This window comes from Luteimonas wenzhouensis (genome assembly GCF_007859305.1).
Classification (GTDB): domain Bacteria; phylum Pseudomonadota; class Gammaproteobacteria; order Xanthomonadales; family Xanthomonadaceae; genus Luteimonas; species Luteimonas wenzhouensis.
In genome coordinates this window covers 126,344-149,326 of sequence record NZ_VOHE01000005.1, presented here as the reverse complement: position 1 = coordinate 149,326, position 22,983 = coordinate 126,344, and the positions used below count along the sequence as shown (strand labels likewise).

20 protein-coding genes and 2 pseudogenes are annotated in these 22,983 nt (G+C 72.9%); 12 read left to right on the top strand and 10 right to left on the bottom strand.

Annotated elements, in window-relative coordinates:
* Nucleotides 1–27: 27 nt before the first annotated feature.
* Nucleotides 28–678, bottom strand: coding sequence for an orotate phosphoribosyltransferase (pyrE, locus tag FQY79_RS10845; RefSeq protein ID WP_146312934.1), 651 nt, complete (start codon nucleotides 676–678; stop codon nucleotides 28–30).
* A gap of 122 nt (nucleotides 679–800) precedes the next feature.
* On the opposite strand from pyrE, the gene FQY79_RS10840 reads away from it, so the two are divergent.
* The 6 genes from FQY79_RS10840 to FQY79_RS10815 all read left to right on the top strand — a co-directional run bounded on the left by FQY79_RS10840 (nucleotide 801) and on the right by FQY79_RS10815 (nucleotide 6,460).
* Nucleotides 801–1,976: a cytochrome-c peroxidase gene (locus FQY79_RS10840; RefSeq protein WP_084524507.1), complete on the top strand. Its 1,176-nt coding sequence runs from the start codon at nucleotides 801–803 to the stop codon at nucleotides 1,974–1,976.
* A gap of 66 nt (nucleotides 1,977–2,042) precedes the next feature.
* Complete coding sequence (locus FQY79_RS10835) at nucleotides 2,043–2,393, top strand: zinc ribbon domain-containing protein YjdM (RefSeq protein WP_027070817.1); 351 nt, start codon at nucleotides 2,043–2,045, stop codon at nucleotides 2,391–2,393.
* Nucleotides 2,394–2,711: 318 nt separating this feature from the next.
* Nucleotides 2,712–3,512 (top strand): exodeoxyribonuclease III, encoded by an 801-nt coding sequence (locus FQY79_RS10830; RefSeq protein ID WP_146312933.1) that lies wholly within the window; start codon nucleotides 2,712–2,714, stop codon nucleotides 3,510–3,512.
* Nucleotides 3,509–4,819 carry an AmpG family muropeptide MFS transporter gene (locus tag FQY79_RS10825; RefSeq protein WP_146312932.1) on the top strand — a complete coding sequence of 437 codons (1,311 nt, stop codon included), beginning with the start codon at nucleotides 3,509–3,511 and terminating at the stop codon, nucleotides 4,817–4,819. The genes FQY79_RS10830 and FQY79_RS10825 overlap by 4 nt, the downstream gene beginning before the upstream one ends.
* The gene (locus tag FQY79_RS10820; RefSeq protein WP_146312931.1) at nucleotides 4,816–5,079 is read left to right on the top strand and encodes a hypothetical protein; all 264 of its coding nucleotides are present in this window, start codon (nucleotides 4,816–4,818) and stop codon (nucleotides 5,077–5,079) included. The genes FQY79_RS10825 and FQY79_RS10820 overlap by 4 nt, the downstream gene beginning before the upstream one ends.
* Nucleotides 5,080–5,362: 283 nt before the next feature.
* Nucleotides 5,363–6,460 carry an alpha/beta fold hydrolase gene (locus tag FQY79_RS10815; RefSeq protein WP_146312930.1) on the top strand — a complete coding sequence of 366 codons (1,098 nt, stop codon included), beginning with the start codon at nucleotides 5,363–5,365 and terminating at the stop codon, nucleotides 6,458–6,460.
* Between the two features lie 3 nt (nucleotides 6,461–6,463).
* Here the strand turns inward: FQY79_RS10815 and FQY79_RS10810 are convergent, their stop codons facing one another.
* A complete protein-coding gene (locus tag FQY79_RS10810) occupies nucleotides 6,464–7,564 on the bottom strand; it encodes an anhydro-N-acetylmuramic acid kinase (protein ID WP_146312929.1) in 1,101 nt (366 codons plus the stop codon).
* 94 nt (nucleotides 7,565–7,658) lie between these two features.
* A complete protein-coding gene (locus FQY79_RS10805) occupies nucleotides 7,659–9,119 on the bottom strand; it encodes a peptidoglycan DD-metalloendopeptidase family protein (RefSeq protein ID WP_146313004.1) in 1,461 nt (486 codons plus the stop codon).
* A gap of 195 nt (nucleotides 9,120–9,314) precedes the next feature.
* Between FQY79_RS10805 and tyrS the strand changes: the two genes are divergently transcribed.
* Together tyrS and FQY79_RS10795 are read left to right on the top strand one after the other, a co-directional pair.
* Complete coding sequence (gene tyrS / locus FQY79_RS10800; protein WP_146312928.1) at nucleotides 9,315–10,532, top strand: tyrosine--tRNA ligase; 1,218 nt, start codon at nucleotides 9,315–9,317, stop codon at nucleotides 10,530–10,532.
* Between the two features lie 27 nt (nucleotides 10,533–10,559).
* A complete protein-coding gene (locus FQY79_RS10795; RefSeq protein ID WP_246123094.1) occupies nucleotides 10,560–11,051 on the top strand; it encodes an MgtC/SapB family protein in 492 nt (163 codons plus the stop codon).
* 7 nt (nucleotides 11,052–11,058) lie between these two features.
* Here FQY79_RS10795 and FQY79_RS10790 read toward each other — a convergent pair whose 3' ends face one another.
* The 3 genes from FQY79_RS10790 to FQY79_RS10780 form a co-directional block, all read right to left on the bottom strand.
* A complete protein-coding gene (locus FQY79_RS10790) occupies nucleotides 11,059–11,457 on the bottom strand; it encodes an MAPEG family protein (RefSeq protein WP_146312927.1) in 399 nt (132 codons plus the stop codon).
* 268 nt (nucleotides 11,458–11,725) lie between these two features.
* Nucleotides 11,726–13,408 (bottom strand): M28 family metallopeptidase, encoded by a 1,683-nt coding sequence (locus tag FQY79_RS10785; RefSeq protein ID WP_146312926.1) that lies wholly within the window; start codon nucleotides 13,406–13,408, stop codon nucleotides 11,726–11,728.
* Between the two features lie 86 nt (nucleotides 13,409–13,494).
* Entirely contained in the window at nucleotides 13,495–14,166 is a 672-nt protein-coding gene (locus FQY79_RS10780) for a DUF4097 family beta strand repeat-containing protein (RefSeq protein ID WP_146312925.1), read from the bottom strand.
* Between the two features lie 155 nt (nucleotides 14,167–14,321).
* Here FQY79_RS10780 and gpmI point away from each other — a divergent pair, with 155 nt between their 5' ends.
* The 3 genes and pseudogenes from gpmI (at nucleotide 14,322) to FQY79_RS10765 (ending at nucleotide 18,967) form a co-directional block, all read left to right on the top strand.
* The gene (gene gpmI / locus FQY79_RS10775) at nucleotides 14,322–15,836 is read left to right on the top strand and encodes a 2,3-bisphosphoglycerate-independent phosphoglycerate mutase (protein WP_281289317.1); all 1,515 of its coding nucleotides are present in this window, start codon (nucleotides 14,322–14,324) and stop codon (nucleotides 15,834–15,836) included.
* The gene (locus FQY79_RS10770; protein ID WP_146312923.1) at nucleotides 15,833–17,041 is read left to right on the top strand and encodes a murein hydrolase activator EnvC family protein; all 1,209 of its coding nucleotides are present in this window, start codon (nucleotides 15,833–15,835) and stop codon (nucleotides 17,039–17,041) included. Before gpmI ends, FQY79_RS10770 begins: the two co-directional genes overlap by 4 nt.
* A gap of 390 nt (nucleotides 17,042–17,431) precedes the next feature.
* Nucleotides 17,432–18,967 (top strand): annotated as a pseudogene (locus FQY79_RS10765) (S41 family peptidase).
* Here the strand turns inward: FQY79_RS10765 and FQY79_RS10760 are convergent.
* The 3 genes and pseudogenes from FQY79_RS10760 to FQY79_RS10750 all read right to left on the bottom strand — a co-directional run.
* Nucleotides 18,897–19,208 (bottom strand): annotated as a pseudogene (locus FQY79_RS10760) (fluoride efflux transporter FluC); the annotation flags it as partial. The pseudogenes FQY79_RS10765 and FQY79_RS10760 sit on opposite strands and share 71 nt — an antisense overlap.
* 7 nt (nucleotides 19,209–19,215) lie before the next feature.
* The gene (locus FQY79_RS10755) at nucleotides 19,216–19,536 is read right to left on the bottom strand and encodes a DUF1820 family protein (protein ID WP_146312921.1); all 321 of its coding nucleotides are present in this window, start codon (nucleotides 19,534–19,536) and stop codon (nucleotides 19,216–19,218) included.
* A gap of 77 nt (nucleotides 19,537–19,613) precedes the next feature.
* Entirely contained in the window at nucleotides 19,614–20,306 is a 693-nt protein-coding gene (locus tag FQY79_RS10750; protein ID WP_146312920.1) for a rhomboid family intramembrane serine protease, read from the bottom strand.
* 210 nt (nucleotides 20,307–20,516) lie between these two features.
* Here FQY79_RS10750 and FQY79_RS10745 point away from each other — a divergent pair, with 210 nt between their 5' ends.
* The gene (locus FQY79_RS10745) at nucleotides 20,517–21,854 is read left to right on the top strand and encodes an OmpP1/FadL family transporter (protein ID WP_146312919.1); all 1,338 of its coding nucleotides are present in this window, start codon (nucleotides 20,517–20,519) and stop codon (nucleotides 21,852–21,854) included.
* A gap of 181 nt (nucleotides 21,855–22,035) precedes the next feature.
* On the opposite strand, the gene FQY79_RS10740 is transcribed toward FQY79_RS10745, so the two are convergent.
* Nucleotides 22,036–22,953: an AEC family transporter gene (locus tag FQY79_RS10740; RefSeq protein WP_146312918.1), complete on the bottom strand. Its 918-nt coding sequence runs from the start codon at nucleotides 22,951–22,953 to the stop codon at nucleotides 22,036–22,038.
* Nucleotides 22,954–22,983 lie beyond the last annotated feature (30 nt).

Sequence of the window (22,983 nt, the reverse complement as noted above, 5' to 3'; positions counted from 1 at the left end):
GCCCCCCGCGGTTCGAATCAGTGGATGTCATCGCACACCATATTGCGCCCGATACGCCTCCAGGCGCGCGCGTTCGTCCGCAAGCCCGGCGCTTTGGTCGGCGAAGGCCAGCAGGTCGTCCAGGGTGGCCACCGCGACCACCGGGATCCCGGCCTCGGTCGCGATCGCCTGGGTTGCCGACTGGCCGCCGCCGTCGCCGGCGACCTCCTGGCGGTCGAGCGCCACCGCGATCCCCGCCGGAGTGCCGCCGGCGCCGCGGATGATCGCCAGCGCCTCGCGGATGGCGGTGCCGGCGGTGACCACGTCGTCCACCACCAGCACCCGGCGCCCGGCCAGCGGCGCGCCCACCAGGCGGCCGCCCTCGCCGTGGTCCTTGGCTTCCTTGCGGTTGAAGGCCAGCGGCAGGTCGCGGCCGCGGCGCGCGTACTCGCAGGCCAGCGCGGTCGCCAGCGGGATCCCCTTGTAGGCCGGGCCGAACACCACGTCGAAGCCGACCCCGGCGGCCTCCAGCGCGTCGGCGTAGCAGCCGGCCAGGGCGGCCAGCGCCGCGCCCGAATCGAAGCGGCCGGCGTTGAAGAAATACGGGCTGATGCGGCCGGACTTGAGGGTGAACTCGCCGAAACCCAGGGCATTGGCCTGCAGCGCCAGGCGCAGGAACCGGGTGCGATGGTCGGGCATGGCGTGGAGCAGGAAGCCGCGGAACGGCCATGGTAGCAACCGCCGGCCATTGACCGCGATCAAGGCGCCCGGCGCCGGCCGGGCCTATGGTGGCGGCGACAGGACACGACGGAGGATCGACCATGGGCAAGCGCACCAGGCTGGCATTGGCGATCGCCGCGACGCTGCTGGTCGCGGTGGGCTGCCGGCAGGCCGAGGGCGACCGCGACGCGGCCGCGGCCGCGGCCACCGCGCCGCAGGCGGAGGCGGCGGGCCCGGCGGCCGACGGCGTGGCCGGCGCCGCGCCCGCGGCTACCGCATCCGACCCGGCCACGGCCGCCGCCGACGGCGACACCCTGCGCGCCACCGCGGCGGCCCTGTTCGGCACCATTCCCGAACGCGTCGAGGAACTGCGCGGCAAGCCGCTCTCGGCCGAGCAGGTCGAGCTCGGGCACATGCTCTTCTTCGACCCGCGCCTGTCGCGCAGCCACCTGATCACCTGCAACACCTGCCACAGCGTCGGCACCGGCGGCGCCGACAACGTCCCCACCTCGATCGGCCACGGCTGGCAGCGCGGACCGCGCAACTCGCCGACCGTGCTCAACGCGGTGTTCAACGGCGCCCAGTTCTGGGACGGGCGCGCCGCCGACCTGGCCGAACAGGCCAAGGGCCCGGTGCAGGCCAGCGTGGAGATGAACAGCACGCCCGAACTGGTGGAACGCACGCTGCGCAGCATCCCCGAGTACGTCGAACGCTTCGGCCGCGCCTTCCCGGGCGAGGCCGAGCCGGTCAACTTCGACAACATGGCGCTGGCCCTGGAGGCCTTCGAGGCCACCCTGGTCACCCCCGGCTCGCGCTTCGACCGCTGGGTGCTGGGCGAGGACGACGCGCTCGACGCCACCGAGCGCCGTGGCCTGGAACTGTTCGTCTCCAGCGGCTGCGCGTCCTGCCACAACGGCCGCAACTTCGGCGGCCAGGCCTACTTCCCGTTCGGGGTGATCGAGCGCCCCGGCGCCGAGATCCTGCCGCCCGGCGACAAGGGCCGGTTCGAGGTCACCGCCACCGCCAGCGACGAGTACGTGTTCCGCGCCGCGCCGCTGCGCAACGTCGAACTGACCGCGCCCTACTTCCACAGCGGCCAGGTCTGGGACCTGGAGCAGGCGGTCGCGATCATGGGCAGCGCGCAGCTGGGCCGCGAGATCGACGACGACGAGGCCAGGGCGATCGCCGCGTTCCTGCGCACGCTCACCGGCCGCCAGCCCCGGGTGGAGTACCCGGTGCTGCCGCCGAGCACCGCCGACACGCCGCGCCCGGAATAGCCTCCGGGCGCACCGCGACGCAGGGGATGCGACAATCCCCGGCCCCCAGTTGCGCGAGGAGCCTGCATGTCCGCCCTGCCCCCGTGCCCGCAATGCGGGTCGAGCTACACCTACGAGGACGGCGTGCTGCTGGTGTGCCCCGAATGCGCGCACGAGTGGTCCCCGGCCGAGCAGGCCGAGCAGGCCGCCGCGGCCGCGGCGGCGGCGCAGGTGCGCGATGCCAACGGCACCCCGCTGGCCGACGGCGACACCGTGGTCGTGGTCAAGGACCTGAAGATCAAGGGATCGTCGCAGGTGGTGAAGGTCGGCACCCGGGTGCGCAACATCCGCCTGGTCGAGGGCGACCACGACATCGACTGCCGGATCGACGGCATCGGCCAGATGGGCCTGAAGTCGGAGTTCGTGCGCAAGGCCTGAGCGGCCAGGAGTCGCTGACCCTCCGGATCCGCGCTCGCGAGCCGATTCCCGGCCCTCGATCTCGGGCATCCGATCTGCGGCATCCGGCCTCCTGGGCCCGATCGCCTGGAGGAGCGCTTCAGACCGTTGCCCCGGCCATCCGCGCACGCACGGTTCCCGGTCGCGGCTGAAGCCGCTCCTGCAGCGAGCCGGGACGTGGATCGGCGCAGGCCGGGAGCGGATCGGCGCAGCGGCCGGGACGCACACGAGCGCGGGCGCCGCGCTGCGGGCGGCGGCGGATTTCGCTAGGCTTGCGCGACGTCGTCCATGGTCCACCGCATGCGCATCGTCAGCTTCAACGCCAACGGCATCCGCTCCGCCGCGAACAAGGGGTTTTTCGACTGGCTCGCGCAGCAGGACGCCGACATCGTCTGCCTGCAGGAAACCAAGGCCCAGGAACACCAGCTGGGCGACGCCTGCTTCCGCCCGATGAAGCACTGCGTCTACCGCGACGCGGTGACGAAGAAGGGCTACAGCGGGGTCGCGATCTACAGCCGCCGCGAACCCGACGAGGTGCGCACGTCGCTGGGCTGGGCGCCGTTCGACGACGAAGGCCGCTACATCGAGGCGCGCTTCGGCAGCCTGAGCGTGGTCTCGTTCTACATCCCGTCCGGCTCCTCGGGCGAGGAGCGCCAAGGCTTCAAGTTCGAGGTGATGGACTGGCTGCGGCCGATCCTCGACCAGTGGCTGGCCAGCGGCCGCGACTACGTGCTGTGCGGCGACTGGAACATCGTGCGCTCGCGCCGCGACATCCGGAACTGGAGCTCGAACCAGAAGAACTCCGGCTGCCTGCCGCCCGAGCGCGCATGGCTGAACGCGATGATCGCCGACGACCACGGCGACGGCCTGGTCGAGCCGCCGGCGCTGGGCTGGAAGGACAGCTTCCGGGTGGCCAAGCCCGACGCCGAGGAATACACCTGGTGGAGCAACCGCGGCGCGGCGCGCGCCAATGACGTGGGCTGGCGGATCGACTACCAGCTGGTGACGCCGGCGCTGGCCGAGACCATCACGGGTTGCTTCGTGCAGCGCGAGCCGCGCCTGTCCGACCACGCCCCCTACGTCGTGGACTACGCCACGTGAGCGAAGCGGCCGCGCCTTCCTACCGCGGCTGGGCCGGGATCCGGCGCGCGTTCGCCACGCCCTCGGCGCTGACCATGCTGGTGCTCGGCTTCGGCTCGGGCCTGCCGTTCCTGCTGATCGCCTCGATGACCCTGTCCACGCGCCTGCGCGACGTCGGGCTCGACCTGGGCAGCATCGGCCTGATCAGCCTCGCCAGCTTCTTCTACCTGCTCAAGTTCCTGTGGGCGCCGCTGATCGACCGCTACGCGTTCCCGCTCACCGCGTTCCTCGGCCGCCGCCGTTCGTGGCTGCTGTTCGCGCAGCTGCTGGTGGCCGCGAGCCTGTTCGCGCTGGCGCTGGCCCGGCCCGACCTCGGCGTCGGCCCGCTGGTGGCCTGGGTGCTGGTGGGCTCGTTCGCCGGCGCCACCCAGGACTCGGTGGTCGACGCCTACCGCATCGAGATCGCGCCGGCGAGCGCCCAGGCCGCGCTCGCCGCGACCTACACGCTGGGCTACCGCTTCGGCCTGATCCTCGGCGGCGCCGGCGCACTGTACCTGGCCGAGTACCAGGGCTGGCGCTGGGCCTACACCGCGATGGCGGCGCTGATGCTGCTGCCGGTGGCGGCCACCCTGCTCAGCCGCGAGCCCGACCAGCCCGAGACCACGGTCGAGCGCCGGATCGACTTCCTCGGCGCGTTCTGGCAGCCGTTCTCCAGCTACTTCCGCAACAACGGCGTGGCGCTCGGCCTCGTGCTGCTGCTGTTCGTGGGCCTGTTCAAGTTCCCCGACCAGGTGATCGGGGTGATGGCCGGGCCGTTCTACCTCGACTCGGGCTACAGCAAGGCCGACATCGCCACGGTGTCCAAGCTCTACGGCATCTGGACCGGGATCGCGGGCGCCTTCCTCGGCGGCATGGCCGTGGCCGCCTACGGGTTCCGGCGGATGCTGTTCGTGGCCACGCTGGGCGTGGCGCTGTCGAACCTGGCGTTCCTGCTGATGGCCCAGTACCCCTCGCAGATCTGGGCGTTCTACGCGGCGATCACCGCCGACAACCTGTGCCAGGGCTTCGCCGGCGTGGTCCTGATCGCGTTCATGTCCTCGCTCACCGACCGCGCCTTCACCGCCACCCAGTTCGCGCTGCTGGTGTCGCTGGCGAACCTGCCGGGCAAGTTCGCCGGCGGGCTGTCGGGCTACCTGGTCGAGCGGACGTCGTACAGCACCTTCTTCGTGCTCAGCGCGCTCACCGTGGTCCCGACGCTGTTGTTGCTGGCCTGGCTGTGGCGCAGGATCCGTGAGCCGGTGAAGGAAGCCCCCGTGGAGGCGACATGACCGACATCGTGCTGCGGGATGCAGACCCGGTCCTGGTCGACCGGATCAGGCGCGTGGCCCAGTCCCGCGGCTGGGAACTGCCGCAGGCCCTGCTCTACCTGCTCGAGCAGGGCCTGCACGTGTACGAGGGCGACGGCTCGGTGCACCTGGACAATGCCGAGGCCGACGCCCTGCAGGCCGCGATCGCGGCGCTGGAGCAGGTGCCCAACGACCCGGGCTTCGCCGCCATCGGCCGGATCCGGCCGCCGTCTCCCGACTGACGCGGCCGGCCCGGCACGGCGGCGCCCGGGCCCGCTGCCTCCTGTAGGAGCGGCTTCAGCCGCGACCAGGAGCCATGCGTGCGCGGACAGCCGGAGCACCGGTCGCGGCTGAAGCCGCTCCTACACGGGGAAGGTCGCGCCAGCGCGGGCCGTTCGTGCCGCGGCATGCAGGCGCGGGCGCAGCAGCACGGGGAGGACGGATCGGCCGCGGCGTGGAGCCAGCCACGGTTTCCCCGGAGCCGCCCGCGGCGTCATCATGGCGCCTTGCATCGAGGAGCCCCCCATGGTCCGACGCATCGCCCTCGCCCTGCTGCTGTGCGGCCTAGCCATCGCACCGGGGCGCGCCCAGACACCCGCGGACGACGACGCGGCGCGCGCGCGCGCCGTGGTCGCGGACCTGATGCGGATCCCCGGCCCGGACGGCGTGCAGGAGACCTATCGCCACCCCGTCAACGGCCTCGACCACTGGATCAGCATCCGCGGCCAGGACCGGGCCAACCCGGTCGTGCTGTTCGTGCACGGCGGCCCGGCGTCGCCGACGATCCCCAGCCTGTGGCAGTTCCAGCGCCCGCTGGAGGAATACTTCACGATGGTCCACTACGACCAGCGCGGCGCCGGCAAGACCTGGCGCGAGGACCATTCCGAAGCGCTGGGCGAGACCCTGCGCATCCAGACCTACGTCGACGACCTCGTCGCCATCGCCGAACACGTGCGCGCGAAGCTGGGCAAGCAGCGCCTGGTGCTGGTGGCGCACAGCTGGGGCACGATCCCGGCGATGCACGCGGCGCTCGCCCGGCCCGACCTGTTCCACGCCTACGTCGGCATCGGCCAGGTGGTCAACGTGCGCGAGAACGAGCGCCTCAGCCTCGCCTACGGGCTCGAGGAGGCGCGTCGCCGCGGCAACGCCGAGGCGGTGCGCGAGATGGAGGCGCTGCTGCCCTACCCGGGCGACGCGCCGCTGACCCGCGATCGCATCGTCGCCGCCCGCAAGTGGCCGCAGCACTACGGCGGCATGGCCGCGCACCGCGACGAGACCAACCTCTGGTACTACGGCGCGGCGCGCCTGTCGCCCGACTATGACGCGCAGGACCGCGCCGCGCTGTCGGCCGGCAGCCTGTTCAGCCTGGAACGGCTGCTGGACGAGTTCGTGCAGGTCGATTTCACCGGCGTGCGCGAATTCCCGATCCCGGTGGTGATGTTCATGGGCCGCCACGACTACACCACGCCCTCGCAGATCACTGCCGACTGGCTGGAGCAGGTCGACGCGCCGTTCAAGCGCGGGGTCTGGTTCGAGCGCTCGGCGCACATGGTGCCGTGGGAGGAGCCCGGCAAGACCCTGGTCAGCCTGCTCGAGGTGGTGCGGCCGCTGGTGCGCGAGTAGCGCTCAGGCCGGATAGACGCCGCCGAGCACGCGCGGGCCGGCGGCGCCCGTCACCTCCGGCAGGTTGCCGGCCAGGCCGAGCAGGGTCTGGCGCGCCAGCCAGGCGAATCCCATCGCCTCGACATGGTCGGGATCGACGCCGTGCGCGGCCGTCGATTCCACCTCCACGCCGGGCAGGGCGGCGGCCAGCGCCGCCATCAGCACCGGGTTGTGCACGCCGCCCCCGCAGGCCAGCACCCGCGCGGTGCCCGGCTGGGTGGCCCGCAGCGCATCGGCCACGGTGCGCGCGCTGAGCGCGGTGAGCGTGGCCTGGACGTCGGCCGGTGCCTCGCCGCCGCGCAGCCGGGCCTCGACCCAGCCGAGGTGGAAGTGGTCGCGCCCGGTGGACTTGGGCGGCGGCAGCGCGAACCAGTCGTCGGCCAGCAGCCGCGCCAGCAGCGCCTCGTCCACCCGGCCGCTCGCGGCGAAGGCGCCGTCGCGGTCGTACGCATGGCCGAGGTGGCGCAGGCACCAGGCGTCCATCAGCGCATTGGCCGGCCCGGTGTCGAAGCCGCGCACCGGACCGGTCGCGGGCAGCAGGGTGAGGTTGGCGATGCCGCCGAGGTTGAGCACGGCGCGGTCCTCGCCGGCCACATGCAGCAGGGCCGCGTGCAGGCCGGGCAGCAGCGGTGCGCCGTGGCCGCCGGCGGCCACGTCGCGGCGGCGCAGGTCGGCGACCACGGTGATCCCGGTGCGTTCGGCGATGGTCGAGGGATCGCCCAGCTGCAGCGTGTACGGGACCTCGCCCCAGGGCCGGTGGCGCAGGGTCTGGCCATGCGAGCCGATCGCGCGCACGTCGGCGGCCCGGGTGCCGCTGTCGGCCAGCGCCGCGTTCGCCGCCGCGGCGAAGGCGCGGCCGATGCTCACGTCCAGTTCCGCCACCGCATCCAGGGTCAGGGTGGCCTCCTGCTGGCCCAGCGCCACCAGCCGCGCGCGCAGGTCCGGATCCCAGGGATAGGTGCGGCCGAAGCGCAGCCGCGCGCGGCCGCCGTCGAATTCGACCAGGGCGGCGTCGATGCCGTCGGCGCTGGTGCCCGAGATCAGGCCGAGGAAGAGGTCGGACATGGCGCGATTCTACGGGCACGGCCGCGGACGCCACGCCCGCGCGGTGCCGGGGCGAGCGGCGGCGACGGGCAGCCCGGCCGCCGCGGACCGAGCGTCAGCCCTTGCCGCCCTTGCCGGTGCCCGCGGCGGCGACGCGCTGGTCCTGGTCCGTCGACACGCTGGCGTAGAGCACCTGCTCCACCTCGCGGATGCGCGCGAGCGCGGGCGCGGTCTCGGCCTTGAAGCGGGCCAGCGCGGCCCCGGTGAGCGGCTCGGGCGGCGGCATGGTGTGCTGCAGCGGGTTGCGGTGCACCCCGTTGACGCGGAACTCGTAGTGCAGGTGCGGGCCGGTGGACAGGCCGGTCGAGCCCACGTAGCCGATCACCTGGCCCTGGGAAACGCGGTCGCCGCGCCTGAGCTTGGCCGTGCGCGACATGTGCGCGTACAGCGTGGTGTGGCCCTTGCCGTGGTCGAGCACCACGGTGTTGCCGTAGCCGCCCTGCCAGCCGACCGACACCACCCGGCCGTCGCCGGCGGCCATGATCGGCGTGCCGGTGCGCGCGGCGTAGTCCACGCCCTTGTGCATGCGCTGGGTGCCCAGGACCGGGTGCCGGCGGGTGCCGAAGCGCGAACTCAGCCGCGCGTACTGGATCGGGCTGCGGATGAAGCTCTTCTTCAGCGGGCGGCCGTCGGCGGTGAAGTACTCGGCCTTGCCGTCCTCGCGCTCGAAACGCACCGCGGTGAACGGCTTGCCCTTGGCGGTGAACACCGCCGCGGTCACCGGGCCGGAGCGGATCAGCTCGCCCTCGCGCCAGGTCTGCTCGACCACCACCGAGAAGCGGTCGCTGGCGGCGACGTCGCGGTCGAAGTCGATGTCGTACTTGAACACCTCGTCGGTGAGCGTGTTGATCACCGCCGGGCTCAGGCCCAGCCTGCGCGCGGAATGGAACAGCGAGCGGCCGACCTTGCCGCTGATCACCGCGGTGCGGATCTCGACCGGGCGCTCGATCACCTTCTTGGCCACCTGGTCGCCAGAGACCGACAGCTCGACCCGCTCGGTGTCGCTGCGGTCGTAGCGGAAGGCGAGCAGGCGGCCGTCGGGCGCCTGTTCGAAGGCCAGTTCCGCGCCCGGGCGCAGCCGGGCCAGGGCCTGGCGGTCGGGGCTGGCGTCGAGCAGGCGGTGCAGGGTGGCGGCGGGGATCCCGCGCTCCTGGAAGATCGCGCCCAGGGTCTGTCCCGGCTCGACCCGCACCACCTCCCAGTTGCGCTGGGGTTCGGCGCGCTGCGCCGCCTTGGGCAGCGGTGGCAGCGGCAGCGCCAGGGTGGTGATCTCGGGGGCGTGCTCGACCACCCGCATGGCGTTGGAGAACCCCGGCACCAGGCCGATCACCAGGGCGCCGAGGGTGGCGAACAGGCTGGCGTGGGCCCAGTCCCGGCGGGTCCAGCGGCCATTGAACGGCAATCGCGCCGCGAGGTCGCGCGGATCGACGTGGAGCCGTTCGTTGGCGGTGTTCTGGGCAGCGGCACGCAGGTTGTGTTCCCGGATGGCCTGGCGACGGGCGTCATCCGGTGACATCGAGGGCGGCTGCGACATGACGGGTGGTCCGGGGCGTGACGGGCACGTCAGCGCGGTAACATAAGGACATGAACTGGGTGCGTCAAACCCTTGTTGTCCAAAGGGTTTCGCGAGCGCACACTTGTTAACGCATCCTTTACGGCTTCCTTTGACCGGCATCACACCCCGGATGCCGCCTCCCCGCGCCCCGATCCCATGACCCAGCCCGTCTTCGACCCCGCCACCCTGGACCTGCTCGCCCGCGGCGCCGACGAGATCCTCAAGCGCGAGGAGCTGGAGGCCCGGCTCAAGCTGGGGCGCCCGCTGCGAGTCAAGGCCGGGTTCGACCCGACCGCCCCCGACCTGCACCTGGGCCACACGGTGCTGCTGAACAAGATGCGCCAGTTCCAGGACCTGGGCCACCAGGTGGTGTTCCTGATCGGCGACTTCACCGGGATGATCGGCGACCCGAGCGGCAAGAGCGCCACCCGCAAGCCGCTCAGCCGCGAGGACGTGCTCCAGAACGCCCGCACCTACGAGGCGCAGGTGTTCAAGGTGCTCGACCGCGAGCGCACCGAGGTCCGGTTCAACAGCGAGTGGTTCGGCAAGATGTCGGCTGCCGACATGATCCGCCTCGCCGGCCAGCACACGGTGGCGCGCATGCTCGAGCGCGACGACTTCGCCAAGCGCTACGCCGCCCAGCAGCCGATCGCGATCCACGAGTTCCTCTACCCGCTGGTGCAGGGCTACGACTCGGTGGCGCTGAAGGCCGACGTCGAGCTCGGCGGCACCGACCAGAAGTTCAACCTGCTCATGGGCCGCGGCCTGCAGGAAGCGCACGGCCAGCCGCCGCAGATCGTGCTGACCATGCCCCTGCTCGAGGGCCTGGACGGCGTCCACAAGATGAGCAAGTCGCTCGGCAACTACATCGGCATCACCGAGCCGGCGATCGACATCGTCAACAAGACGATGAAGATCGGCGACGAACTGATGTGGAAGTGGATCGAGCTGCTGAGCTTCGAGATCTCGATCGCGCAGGCGCAGAAGCTCAAGGCCGAGGTCGCCGCCGGCCTGAACCCGCGCGACGTGAAGCTGCGCCTGGCGCGCGAACTCGCGACCCGCTTCCACGACGCCGCCGCGGCCGAGACCGCGATCGCCGGCTGGCACGCCGCGGTCACCGGCCGGGGCGACACCTCGCTGCTGCCGCTGCAGGAGGTCGCGGTGCCGGCCGAGGGGCTGCGCATCGCCGCGCTGCTCACCGCCGCCGGGATCACCCCGTCGAACTCGGAGGCCAACCGCAAGCTGAAGGAACGCGCGGTGAAGGTGGACGGCGCGGTGGTCGAGGACGCCGGGCGGGTGTTCACGCCCGGCTTCGAGGGCGTGCTGCAGGTCGGCAAGCGCAACTTCGCGCGGGTGCGCCTCGTCACCGGCTGACGACAGGCGGCAGGCAAGGCTTGCCCCATGACTCCCGGACTGATGGCCCAGCTCGATGTCGTGGGCAGCATGGCGGTCGCCATGGTGCTCGGCGGGCTGGTCGGCTACGAGCGCGAACTCAAGCGCCGGCCCGCCGGGTTCCGCACCCACATGCTGGTCGCCGGCGCCTCGGCGCTGCTGGTCGCGATCGGCGCGCTGACCGTGGACATGCACCTGTCCGGGCAGTCGGCGGGCGTGCTCCGGGTCGATCCGCTGCGCCTGGTGGAAGCGGTGATTGGCGGGGTCGCGTTCATCGGCGCCGGCACGATCTTCGGCGAGAGCCGCCGCAGCGGCGAGACCATCGCCGGCATCACCACCGCCGCCTCGCTGCTGACGGTGGCGGTCATCGGCGTGGCCGCGGGGCTGGACTACTACATCGTCGCCGTCGCGGCCACGGCGCTGGCGCTGTTCGTGCTGGTGGCGCTGTCCTGGTGGGAGCGCCGCCGGCCGTCGGGGCCGGTCCCGCGCGAAGGCGGCTGAGCCGGGCTCAGGCGATGCGCAGCGCCGCCAGCACCAGCAGGGCGAGCACGCACAGGTAACCGGCGAACCAGACCAGGCTGCGCGCGGTCGCCGCGCCGGCCAGGAACAGCACGCCGTGGAGCACGCGCAACGCCACGAACGCGACCGCGAGCAGCGCGATGGTGGCGGGCGCCACGCCGGCCAGCTGCGCCATCGCCACCCCGGCGGCGAACGGCGCGAAGGCCTCGAACGCGTTGAGGTGGGCGGCATTCGCGCGCTGGACGCGGTCGTTGCCGGACTGCGCGGCCAGCCAGGCGCGCGGGTTGCGGTTGTCGTACTTCGGGCCGGCGGCTTTCGCCAGCGAGATCCAGACGTAGGGCAGCAGGGCGGCGATCAGCACGCACCAGTAGGCGGTGGCGAGGGTCATGGACGGCCTCCGGTCGGGGGAGGCCCAGTAGACCAGCGCGCGCGTGGCGGCCGCGGGACGAAGCGGCTGCAAAGCGGGTGGGCGGCGCGGCGGCCGGCCCTCCCCCGCGGGCGGGGGAGGGAGACCACGGGTATCGCCGCTGCGGCTGCAGCGCTCCCTCCCCCGCTCGCGGGGAAGGGTTGGGGTGGGGGCACCCCGCAGCACCCCCGGAAGAAAAGGAACGGCGCCCGCAGGCGCCGTTCCCGGCACGACCCTCGATGCGCCGGGCCTACTGCGCGCCCGCCCGCGCCGCGTCGCGCGCGGCCTTGAAGGGATTGCCTTCGTACCAGTTCGGCCACTGGTCGCCGTCGGCCAGGGTCCGGCCGACCTCGTGCAGCAGCTCCAGGTCCTCGACCATGCCGTCCCAGCGCCAGCCGTCGTGGATCTCGTCGCTGGGCTGGTGGTAGCGGCGGGCATACTCGTCCGCGGCCGCCTTGCCGGCCGCGGCGCCGCCCTCGAGCAGGTCGCCACCGCCCTTGGCATACAGCGCCGGCACGCCGGCCTTGACGAAGTTGAAGTGGTCGGAGCGGAAGTAGTAGCCGCCCGCCGGGTTGCTCTCCTCCACCAGCACCCGGCCCTGGGCGCTGGCCAGCGGCGCGAGGATGTCCTCGAGCTCGGAGTTGCCCTTGCCGGTGACCACCACGTCGCGCGACCGCCCGGCCACGCTCATCGCGTCGAGGTTGACCACGGCCACGGTTTTCTCCAGCGGGAACGCGGGCTGGGCGACGTAGTACTTGGAGCCGAGCAGGCCCGACTCCTCCAGCGTCACCGCCAGGAACACCACCGAACGGCGCGGTGGCGCGGCGGCGAACTTCTCCGCGATCTCGATGATGCCGGCCACGCCGGTGGCGTTGTCGACCGCGCCGTTGTAGATCGTGTCGCCCTCGCCCTCGTGCCTGCCCAGGTGGTCCCAGTGGGCCAGGTAGACCACGGTCTCCTCGGGCGCCTCGGTGCCGCGCAGGTAGCCGACCACGTTGCGGGAGGACTTCTCGCTCACCGTGCTGCGCAGGTCGAACGAGACCCTGGCCTTGAGCGGCACGGCCTTGAAGCCGCGGCGGTTGGCGGCCGCGTACTGCTCGTCCAGGTCCAGCCCGGACTCGGCGAACAGCTGCCGCGCGACCTCGCCGGTGATCCAGCCCTGCGCCGGCAGGCGCGGTTCCGGATCGTCCTCGGCGCGCAGGTCGAACTGCGGGCCGGACCAGGAGTTGCGCACCACCTCCCAGCCGTAGGACGCGCCTTCGGTGTCGTGGATGATGAGCGCGGCGGCGGCGCCCTGGCGCGCGGCCTCCTCGAACTTGTAGGTCCAGCGCCCGTAGTAGGTCATGCGCTTGCCTTCGAACAGCGACTCGTCGCCGGCGTGGAAGCCCGGGTCGTTGACCAGGACCACCACGGTCTTGCCCTTGACGTCGAGGCCCTCGTAGTCGTTCCAGCCCTGCTCGGGGGCGTTGACGCCGTAGCCGACGAACACCAGCTCGCTGTCGGCCACGCTCACCTGCTCCTGGCCGGTGCGGGTGCCGAGCACCATGTCGGTGCCGAACTTCAGTTCACGCTGGTTGCCGTTGCTGTCCAGGCGCAGCACGGTCGAGGTGTCGGCGGTGGTCTCGATCATCGGCACGGTCTGGAACCAGGTGCCGTTGTCGCCGCCGGGCTCGAGCCCGATGCGTTCGTACTGGGCCTGGATGTAGGCCACCGTCTTCTCCTCGCCGGCCGAGCCGGGGGCGCGGCCCTCGAACTCGTCCGAGGCCAGGGTGGCGACCAGCTCGCGCAGGTCATCGGCGTCGATGTCCGGCTTGAAGGCGTGCCCGTCCGTGGACGCGGTGGGTGCGGCGGCGCCGGCGTCGGGTGCGGGTTCGCGGCTGCACGCGGCCAGCAGCAGGCTGCCGGCGCACAGGAGGATCAGGGTGGAACGCATCCGGGGACTCCGAAGAATGGCAGTGCCCGGATTCTACGCGTCCCGCGCGCGGTCGGCCCCCCTGCCGGGGGCGGGGGCCGGGCCGGTCAGTCGCGCGGCGCGCGCGCGCCGCTGTAGGACACCGGGGTGGCGCCGGTGACCGGGCCGGTGCGCGCGGTCTCGTGCACGTACAGGTTGACCTCGCGCTCGAAGCGCAGCGGACCTTCGACCACGGCATCGGGTCCGATGATCACTTTCGGCCGGCGCTTGATCTGCACCGGGAACCAGTTCGAACTCGGCCGGCTGACGGTGACGCCGCCGCGCACGTGCGAGCCCACGCCCACGGTGATGTCGCCGCCGACGGTGCTGATATCGCCGGCCAGGTCGACGGCGACCAGGCCGATCGCGCCGTTCACGGTGCCCACGTCGCCGCCGACGCTGCTGCCGCGGTCGATGAAGATGCCGCCGTTCACCGTCTCCACGTCGCCACGGATGCGCGCGCGCGCGCCGACGCGGATCTGGCCGTTGACCGTGGTCAGGCTGTCGGCGACCACGTCGTCGCCGGCGTTGATGCTGCCGTTGACGGTCTCGGCGTCCTCGACCTGGGCGCCGGTCTCGATGGAGATGCTGCCGTTGACGGTTTCCACGTCGCCGTAGGCGCGCCCGGCCTGGGCCACGATGCTGCCGTTGACCTTGCTGATGTCCTGCTGCGCCAGCGCCGGCGCGGCCGCCAGCAGCGCGCCGCAGGCCAGCACCAGGAAGGAGGGTACGCGCTTCATGTTCGGATCTCCCGGAGGGGCGGCGCGGTTGCCGCTGCAACGGTCGCCACCGTGACGTTGGCCTACAGCTTGCACCCGCTTGGCTACAATCGCACCGGTCGAAAGTCACCGGGACTCCCGTCGTGCCTGCATCCGCCCCCAACCGCCCCCGCCCCGTGGTCCTGCTGATCCTGGACGGCTGGGGCCATCGCGACGATCCGCGCGACAACGCCGTCGCCCTGGCCGACGCGCCCACCTGGCGCCGGCTGCTGGCCGAGCACCCGACCACGCTGATCCACACCGAGGGCCGCTTCGTCGGCCTGCCCGACGGGCAGATGGGCAATTCCGAGGTCGGGCACATGAACATCGGCGCCGGCCGCATCGTCTACCAGGACCTGACCCGGATCGACGCCGCGATCAAGGACGGCAGCTTCTTCGACAACGCCGAGCTCAACGCCGCCTGCGACGCGGTGCTGGCCAGCGGCGGCACCCTGCACCTGATGGGCCTGCTCTCGCCCGGCGGCGTGCACAGCCACGAGTCGCACCTGTTCGCGATGCTCGACCTGGCCGCGCGCCGCGGCGTGCCGCGGGTGGCGGTGCACGCCTTCCTGGACGGCCGCGACATGCCGCCGCGCTCGGCCGAGCCGAGCCTGCGCGCGCTGCGCGAGCGCTGCGCCGCGGCGGGCAACGCGCACGTGGCCAGCGTGTCCGGCCGCTACTACGCGATGGACCGCGACAAGCGCTGGGAGCGGGTGCGCCTGGCCTGGGACGCGATCGTCGAGGCCCGGGGCGATGCGCCGGATGCGCTGGCCGCGCTGCAGGCGGCGTATGCGCGCGACGAGAACGACGAGTTCGTGAAGCCGACCGCGATCGCCGGGGCGACGCCGATGGCCGACGGCGACGCGATCGTGTTCATGAACTTCCGCGCCGACCGCGCGCGCCAGCTCAGCGCCGCGTTCGTGTCGCCAGGCTTCGACGGCTTCGGCCCCGGCGTGCGCCGCCCGGCCCTGTCGCGGTACGTGTGCCTGACCGAGTACGACGCCACCCTGCCGGCGCCGGTCGCGTTCGCGCCCGACAACCTGGTCAACACCCTGGGCGAGGTGCTGGCCGCGCACGGCATGACCCAGCTGCGCATCGCCGAGACCGAGAAGTACGCCCACGTCACCTTCTTCATGAGCGGCGGCCGCGAGCAGCCGTTCCCGGGCGAGGAACGGATCCTGGTGCCCAGCCCCAAGGTCGCGACCTACGACCTGCAGCCCGAGATGAGCGCGCCGGAGGTGTGCGGCAAGCTGCTGGAGGCGATCGAGGCCGAACGCTTCGACGCGATCATCTGCAATTTCGCCAACCCCGACATGGTCGGCCACACCGGCGTGCTGGAGGCGGCAATCAAGGCGGTGGAGACGGTGGACCAGGCGGTCGGCAAGATCATCGCCGCGGTCCGCGCGAAGGGCGGCGAACTGCTGGTCACCGCCGACCACGGCAACTGCGAGATGATGCGCGACCCCGAGACCGGCGAGCCGCATACCTCGCACACCGTCGGCCCGGTGGACCTGGTCTACGTCGGCAGCCGCGACGCGACCCTGCGCAGCGGCGGCGCCCTGCGTGACCTGGCGCCCACCCTGCTCGACATGCTCGGCCTGGAGAAGCCGGCGGAAATGACCGGCGCGAGCCTGCTGGTCCCGAGGGGATGACCGGACGCGTCCGCGCGCGGGCCTGGGCGGCGCTGCTGCTCGCGGCCTGCGTCGCGGCGCCCGCGTGGGCCCAGCAGTCGCGCGAGGCCGAGCGCCGGCTCGAGGCGGTGCGCAAGGAGCTGCGTGAGGTCGCCGGCGAGCGGCGCAAGCTCGAAAGCGAGCGCGGCGCCGCGGCGCGGCGGCTGCGCGAGGCCGACGAGCAGGTCGCGCGCAGCGCGCGCGCGCTGGAGGCGACCACCGCCGAACTCGACCGCCAGCAGGCCGCGCTGGAGGACCTGTCGCAGCAGCGCGACGCGTTGCGCACGCGCATGTCCGCACAGCGCGACGAGCTGCGCGCCCTGCTGCGCGCCAGCTACACCGCCGGCGAAGCCGCGCCGCTGAAACTGCTGCTGGCGCAGGACCAGCTCGCCGACGCCGGCCGCGCGCTTACCTACCAGCGCTACCTGCAACGCCAGCGCGCCGCACGCATCGCCGCGCTGGGCGAGGAGCTGTCCGCGCTGGAGGCGCTCGAGCGCGAGGTGCGCGAACGCCAGGCCGAGCTCGAACGCACGCGCGAGGCCCAGCGCAGCCAGATGGCCGCGCTCGAACGCGACCGCAAGGCGCGCGCCGAGGCGCTGGCCGGCCTGGAGGCGCGCTACCGCGACCGCAACCAGCGCGAGCAGGCGCTGGGCCGCGACGCGCGTGCGCTCGAACGGCTGCTGGCGCGACTGCGCGAGGCCGCGGCGCGGGCGGAGGCGGCGCGGGCCGAGGCCGCGCGCCGGCAGGCGCCCGCCGGGACCGCTCCGCGCGCCCCGGCACAGGCCGCGCGCACCACGCCGCCGCAGGTGGGGGGGCTGGGCTGGCCGCTCTCGGGCGCGCTGCTGGCCGGCTACGGCGCGCGCATGCCCGATGGCCGCAACAGCCAGGGCGTACTGATCGGCGCGGCCGCCGGCACCCCGGTGCGGGCCGTGGCCGATGGCACCGTGGTGTTCGCAGAGTGGATGACCGGCTACGGCATGATCCTGATCATCGACCACGGCGACGGCACCATGAGCCTGTACGCGCACTGCGACAGCCTGCTGCGCGAGCCCGGCGCCCGGGTCTCACGCGGAGACACGGTGGCCACGGTCGGCAATTCCGGCGGCCAAGGCCAGCCGGCCCTGTATTTCGAGTTGCGCCGCGACGGCAAGCCGGTCAATCCCGCGGGCTTCCTGCAGCGCCGCTGAGCGGCCGCGCTTGCGCCCCGGGAGGGCTCGCTGCCTTAACGGCACGCGGGTGGCCCCCCATAATCGGGCCACCCCGCGCCCTGCGCGTGGTCCGATGCCAGACGCTTCCCGGAGTTGCGCATGACCTTCCGCACCCTGTCGCTGCTTGCCGCCCTGCTGGTGCTGGCCCCCCTGCCCGCGCCGGCCCGGCAGGCACCGCCCGCGCCGCCGGCCGAAGCCTCTTCCCCGCAAGAGCCGGCGACGGACCCGGCGGCAGCGGACCGCGCGGCTGAGCCGGCTCCGTCCAGCCCCGCCCCGTCCGGGCAGCGCGCGTCCGACCCGGCCACCGAGGAGCCGGCGGCGTCGGAGGCGGCCGCGCCGGATCCCGCACCGGCCGAGCCGCCCGCCGCCGTGCCGCCACCGTCTCCGGGCGCCCGCAGCGGCCCGACGCAGCCCGATGCCGGTGCGACGGAACCGCCGGCCGATGCGGCCGGCGCCACCGACGAAGCCGATCCTTCCGCGGCCGATCCCGCTCCCGACGAACCCGCCCCGGCCGAACCGGTCCCCGCCAGCGACGACCCCGACGCCAGCGAGAGCGCCGCCACCGGGGTTCCGCTCGACGAGATCCGCCGCTACGTCGGCGTGTTCAACGCCATCCGCCAGGGCTACGTCGACCCGGTCGACGAGCGCAAGCTGATGACCTCGGCGATCCGCGGCCTGCTGCTCGACCTCGACCCGCACAGCGCCTATCTGGAGAAGAGCGACGCCGAGGCCTTCGACGAGGGCACCACCGGCGCCTACGACGGGATCGGCGTGGAGGTGCTGCAGCTGCCCGACGGCAAGGTGAAGGTGATCGCGCCGATCGACGACACCCCCGCGGCCAAGGCCGGGATCCGCGCCGGCGACACCATCGTCGCGGTCGACGGCCGTCCGCTGGCCCCGGCCGACGCGGAAGGCCACGGTCCGCTGCGCGGCCCGCCCGGCACCCGCGTGGTGCTGACCGTGCTGCGCGAGGGCGAGCCCGAGCCGCTGGAGATCACCGTGCAGCGCGACACCATCCGCGTGGCCAGCGTGCGCGGCCGCCTGCTCGAGCCGGGCTACGGCTACGTGCGCATCAGCCAGTTCCAGGTCGAGACCGGCGAGGACTTCACCCGCACCGTGCGCGAACTGCAGGCCGGCGGACCGCTCAAGGGCCTGGTGATCGACCTGCGCAGCAATCCCGGCGGCCTGCTGACCTCCGCGGTGCGGGTCGCCGACGACCTGCTCGAGGCCGGGCGGATCGTCAGCACCCGCGGCCGCAACCCGGTCAACGACACCGAATTCAGCGCCACGCCGGGCGACATCCTCGACGGCGCGCCGGTGGTGGTGATCATCGACGCCGGCTCGGCCAGCGCCTCGGAGGTGCTGGCCGGCGCGCTGCGCGACAACGGCCGCGCGCGCATCGTCGGCAGCCGCAGCTTCGGCAAGGGCTCGGTGCAGACGGTGATGCCGCTGGGCAACGGCGACGCGGTCAAGCTCACCACCGCGCGCTACTTCACCCCCAGCGGGCGCTCGATCCAGGCCCGCGGCATCGATCCGGACGTCGTGCTCCAGCCCGACCCGCCGGCGCGGCCGACCGCCCGCTCGCGCTACACCGAGGCGATGCTGCCCGGCCACCTGCGCGGCGACGAGGAGGAGGAAGGCGCCGGCGCGGGCGACGTGCTCGACGGCGACGGCCCGATCCAGGCCGCGCTGGCGGAACTGAAGAAACCGGCGGCACCGGCGCCGGCGCCGCAGCGGTAACCGGCCCGGGCCGGCTGCCTCAGGCCGGCCCGGCGACCCGCAGCCCGAGCCAGACCGCGGCCAGCCCCAGCAGCACACTGCCGCCGGCGTAGCCGGCCGCCAGCAGCCAGTCGCCGCGTCGCAGCAGCTGCACGGTCTCCAGGCCGAAGGCGGAGAAGGTGGTGAAGCCGCCGAGCACGCCGGCGAACAGCGCCAGCCGCAGCTCCGGCGACAGCCAGCCGGGGTGGCGTTCGACCAGGCCGGCCAGCAGGCCGGCCGCCAGGCAACCGGCGAGGTTCACCAGGAAGGTGCCGCGCGGGAACGCCGGCGACGCCGCCGGCGCCGACAGCCAGTGCCCGAGCAGGATGCGGGCGACCGCGCCGGCCGCACCCCCCAGCGCCGCCAGCAGCAGACCGGCCGGCGCCACCGGGGCCTCAGCGCGGCTTGGCCGGCAGCGGGAAGGGCGTGACCACCTTCTCGCCGGAGGCCGCGTCGCGGATCGCCGACTGGCCCTTCTTCTCCACTTCCTCCACCCGCAGCACCGCCTGCATCGGCAGGTGCAGGGTGCGGGTATTGCCGAACTCGTCGCGCAGCCGCTCCTCGGTGGGGTCGACCACGATCCCGTCGTGGACGTCGAACACCAGGTCGGAGACTTCCACGAACCCCCACAGCCGCCCGCTCTCCACGCGCGTGGCGTAGAGCTCGTAGACCTTGCCGTGGTTGAGGAAGGAGACCTTGTAGAGCGTCTTGGACATGGCAACGATTATAGGAACCGCACCGGCCTGATTGGTGGCGGGGCGGCGGCGATTCAAGGGCGCGGCGGCCCGGCCCGTCAGTAGCCCTGCATCCGCCGCAGCCGCCTGGCGATCGCGCCGCGCGAGCCGATCGCGAACACGATCCCGAACAGGAAGCCGGCCGCGTGCGCGGCCCAGGCCACCGCGCCGAAGGCCGGGCCGATGTAGGCGAACACGATCTGCAGCGCGGCCCAGACCCCGATCAGCAGCGAGGCCGGCGCGCGCACGAACTCCAGGAACAGCCCCAGCGGCACCACCACCCCCAGCCGGGCGCGCGGGAACAGCGCCAGGTAGGCCCCGATCACCGCCGAGACCGCGCCGCTGGCGCCGATGATCAACCGGTCGGGCGCGCCGATCACCAGCACTGCGAACAGGTTGGCCAGCGCCCCGCCGAAGAAGAACAGGGCCAGGAACCGCCAAGGCCCCATCACCCGCTCGGCGGGCAGGCCGAAGATCAGCAGGAACACCAGGTTGCCCAGCAGGTGGGCCCAGTCGGCGTGCAGGAACAGCGCGGTGACCAGGCGCGCCCACTGCTGCGGATCGGTCCAGGTCTCCCACGGACCGGCCCCGGGGATGCCGCCGGCCAGGGCCCCCCATTCGAGCATCAGCGCGCGCTGCCAGGCGTCGGGCCGCGACAGCGCCCAGACGAAGGCCGCCCACAGCAGCACCGACAGCAGCGGCGTGGCCCAGCGCGGCGGGGCGCCGGAGCGGACGGGAACCGACACGAACATGGGCGCCACCTTACCCGCTCGGCGCCCGGATCGGACAGCCGCCAATGTTCCGTCGCGTGCCGGAAGACACATTCACCACACGGCACAGTACGGTATAGTCGGGCGAGCCGTGGGCCGCGACCGGGAGGATCGGCGGCGCGGCGGGCCGCTGCGGCCCGGCGACGCTGCGGCGCGGCTGACACCCCTCAACTCCGCTAGAGAGAGTCCGCAATGCGAATCACCCCCCATGTCACGCTCCTGGCGCTCGGCATCGCCGGCGCGCTCGCCTTCGCCCCGGGCGCCCATGCCGCGGGCTTCCAGCTCAAGGAAAACAGCGTCAAGTCGCAGGGCATGTCCTTCGCCGGCACCGCTGCCAAGGCCGGCGACGCCTCCGTGGTCACCAACAACCCGGCGGTGATGACCCAGTTCGAAGGCAGCACCTTCCAGGCCGACGTTACCGCGATCGACCTCAACTACGAGTTCGAAGGCACCGCCACCGACGCCTTCGGCCGCCCGATGAGCGGCGGCAACGGCGGCAACGCCGGCGACGTGACCCCGGTCCCGGCGATCTCCTACGTGCGCAAGCTCGACAACGGCGTGGCCCTGGGCGCGATGATCAGCGCGCCGTTCGGCCTCAAGACCGAGTACGACGACAACTGGGTGGGCCGCTACTTCGCCCACACCTCCGACGTGCAGATCGTGGACCTGGCGCTGTCGGGCGCCCTCGACCTGAGCGACCGCTTCTCGGTCGGCCTGGGCGTGATCGTCTCGCGCGCCGACGTGACCCTGTCGCGCTCGGTCGACTTCGGCACCCTGCTCTACTCCAACCCGCAGACCCGCCCGCTGCCGTTCGCGCAGCCGCAGGCGGCCGACGGCTTCGTCGAGATCCAGGGCGACGACACCGGCTTTGGCTGGCTGGTGGGCGCGCACTTCCGCCCGACCGACAACGTCTCGATCGGCGTGAGCTACCGCTCGGAGATCGACTACGAACTGCGCGGCAGCGCCGATTGGACCGTGCCGGGCAACGTCGCGGCCGTGTTCGGCGCCAGCCCGATGACCGCCCCGCTCTTCCAGGACGGCCCTGGCGGCGCCAACCTGACCACCCCGTCGGTGCTGTCGATCGGCGCCCACTGGCAGGTCAACGACCGCTTCGCCCTGGCCGCGACCTTCGCCGAGACCGGCTGGTCGTCGCTGCGCGAGGTGCGCATCGAGTTCGACAACCCGGATCCGGACGCGGTCGAGCCGTTCGAGTGGAGCGACTCGACCTTCGTGTCGCTGGGCGCCGAGTACAAGCTCAACGACCGCTGGACCCTGCGCGGCGGCATCGCCGACGACCAGACCCCGACCAGCCTGGTGCACCGGACCCCGCGCCTGCCCGACGACGACCGTCGCTGGTACTCGATCGGCGCCACCTGGGCGGTCAGCGACCAGCTCGACGTCAACTTCGCCTTCAGCCACCTGAAGCCGGACGACCCGCGCGTGGACATCACCTCCAGCGGCAGCCGCATCGTCGGCCCGTTCGACGGCAGCGCCAACCTGTACGGCGTGTCGGCCCAGTACCGCTTCTGACCGGCGCCATCGCCGCGTCTCGACACAGGCCCCGCTGCGGCGGGGCCTGTTCCGTTTTTCCGGCCCCGACAAGCCCGGCCCCCGTGCAGGAGCGGCTTCAGCCGCGACCCGGCAATCCACCTCCGTCGACGTGCGGCCCCGCCCGGTCGCGGCTCAAGCCGCTCCTTCAGTCCGGATCGCCTCAGCTCCCGAGCCGGTCCAGCACGAACCGCCAGGCCGGCAGCGTGGCCATCGCCAGCACGATCCCGTAGCCCACCAGGGCCGCCGCCAGCCGCGGCGCCAGCCCGTGCGAGATCGCCAGCGCCGCGGCGGTGACCATGGTCGGCATCGCCGACTCCAGCACCGCCACCTGGCGCATGTCGCCCTGCAGCCCAAAGCCCAGCGCCAACCCAAGGGCCAGCGCCGGCAGCAGCACCAGCTTGAGCGACAGGCCGAGCGCCAGCGGCCCGACCTCGTCGCGCGGCAGGCGCAACTGGATGGTCATGCCCACCGCCAGCATCACCAGCATCAGCATCACCGACGCCAGCTGGCCGAGCGCGGTCGCGATCCAGGCCGGCGGCTGTTCCGGCATCAGGGTCAGGCCGAACACCAGCGCCCACACCGGCGGGAAGCGCACGATCCGCAGCGCGATCTCGCGCACGCCGGGCGGGTGTTCGCCGCCGTAGCGCGCCAGCACCACCAGGCCCACGGTCGAAAGCATCACGAAAGTGCCGAACTGGTCGTAGACCACCGCATACGGCAGCGCTTCGTCGCCGAGCAGGGCCTGGATCATCGGATAGCCGATGAAGCTGGTATTGCCCAGCATCGTGCACATCAGCAGCGCGCCCAGCTCGTCGCGCCGCAGCCGCATGCGCGGCGCCAGCAGGCGCAGCGCCACCCAAGCGGCCAGCGCCAGCAGCCACGGCACGGCCACCAGGCCCACCAGCGCCGGATCGAAGCGCAGGCGCGGCACGTAGACCAGGATCGCCGCCGGCAGGCAGACGTAGAGCACCACCAGGTTCAGCGTGTCCGCGGCACTGTCGGGAAACATCCGGAACCGGGCGAACAGCATGCCCAGCGCGAGCATGACCAGCGCGAGGGCAAAGGCATCGAAGGCCATGGAGGGCCGAAGTCCGTGGGGAGGGGGAGC

Bases quoted from the DNA above. Each gene is read 5' to 3' on its own strand.
- pyrE (WP_146312934.1), bottom strand. From the start codon at position 678: ATGCCCGACCATCGCACCCGGTTCCTGCGCCTGGCGCTGCAGGCCAAT.
- FQY79_RS10840 (WP_084524507.1), top strand. From the start codon at position 801: ATGGGCAAGCGCACCAGGCTGGCATTGGCGATCGCCGCGACGCTGCTG.
- FQY79_RS10835 (WP_027070817.1), top strand. From the start codon at position 2,043: ATGTCCGCCCTGCCCCCGTGCCCGCAATGCGGGTCGAGCTACACCTAC.
- FQY79_RS10830 (WP_146312933.1), top strand. From the start codon at position 2,712: ATGCGCATCGTCAGCTTCAACGCCAACGGCATCCGCTCCGCCGCGAAC.
- FQY79_RS10820 (WP_146312931.1), top strand. From the start codon at position 4,816: ATGACCGACATCGTGCTGCGGGATGCAGACCCGGTCCTGGTCGACCGG.
- FQY79_RS10815 (WP_146312930.1), top strand. From the start codon at position 5,363: ATGGTCCGACGCATCGCCCTCGCCCTGCTGCTGTGCGGCCTAGCCATC.
- FQY79_RS10810 (WP_146312929.1), bottom strand. From the start codon at position 7,564: ATGTCCGACCTCTTCCTCGGCCTGATCTCGGGCACCAGCGCCGACGGC.
- FQY79_RS10805 (WP_146313004.1), bottom strand. From the start codon at position 9,119: ATGTCACCGGATGACGCCCGTCGCCAGGCCATCCGGGAACACAACCTG.
- tyrS (WP_146312928.1), top strand. From the start codon at position 9,315: ATGACCCAGCCCGTCTTCGACCCCGCCACCCTGGACCTGCTCGCCCGC.
- FQY79_RS10795 (WP_246123094.1), top strand. From the start codon at position 10,560: ATGACTCCCGGACTGATGGCCCAGCTCGATGTCGTGGGCAGCATGGCG.
- FQY79_RS10790 (WP_146312927.1), bottom strand. From the start codon at position 11,457: ATGACCCTCGCCACCGCCTACTGGTGCGTGCTGATCGCCGCCCTGCTG.
- FQY79_RS10785 (WP_146312926.1), bottom strand. From the start codon at position 13,408: ATGCGTTCCACCCTGATCCTCCTGTGCGCCGGCAGCCTGCTGCTGGCC.
- FQY79_RS10780 (WP_146312925.1), bottom strand. From the start codon at position 14,166: ATGAAGCGCGTACCCTCCTTCCTGGTGCTGGCCTGCGGCGCGCTGCTG.
- FQY79_RS10770 (WP_146312923.1), top strand. From the start codon at position 15,833: ATGACCGGACGCGTCCGCGCGCGGGCCTGGGCGGCGCTGCTGCTCGCG.
- FQY79_RS10755 (WP_146312921.1), bottom strand. From the start codon at position 19,536: ATGTCCAAGACGCTCTACAAGGTCTCCTTCCTCAACCACGGCAAGGTC.
- FQY79_RS10750 (WP_146312920.1), bottom strand. From the start codon at position 20,306: ATGTTCGTGTCGGTTCCCGTCCGCTCCGGCGCCCCGCCGCGCTGGGCC.
- FQY79_RS10745 (WP_146312919.1), top strand. From the start codon at position 20,517: ATGCGAATCACCCCCCATGTCACGCTCCTGGCGCTCGGCATCGCCGGC.
- FQY79_RS10740 (WP_146312918.1), bottom strand. From the start codon at position 22,953: ATGGCCTTCGATGCCTTTGCCCTCGCGCTGGTCATGCTCGCGCTGGGC.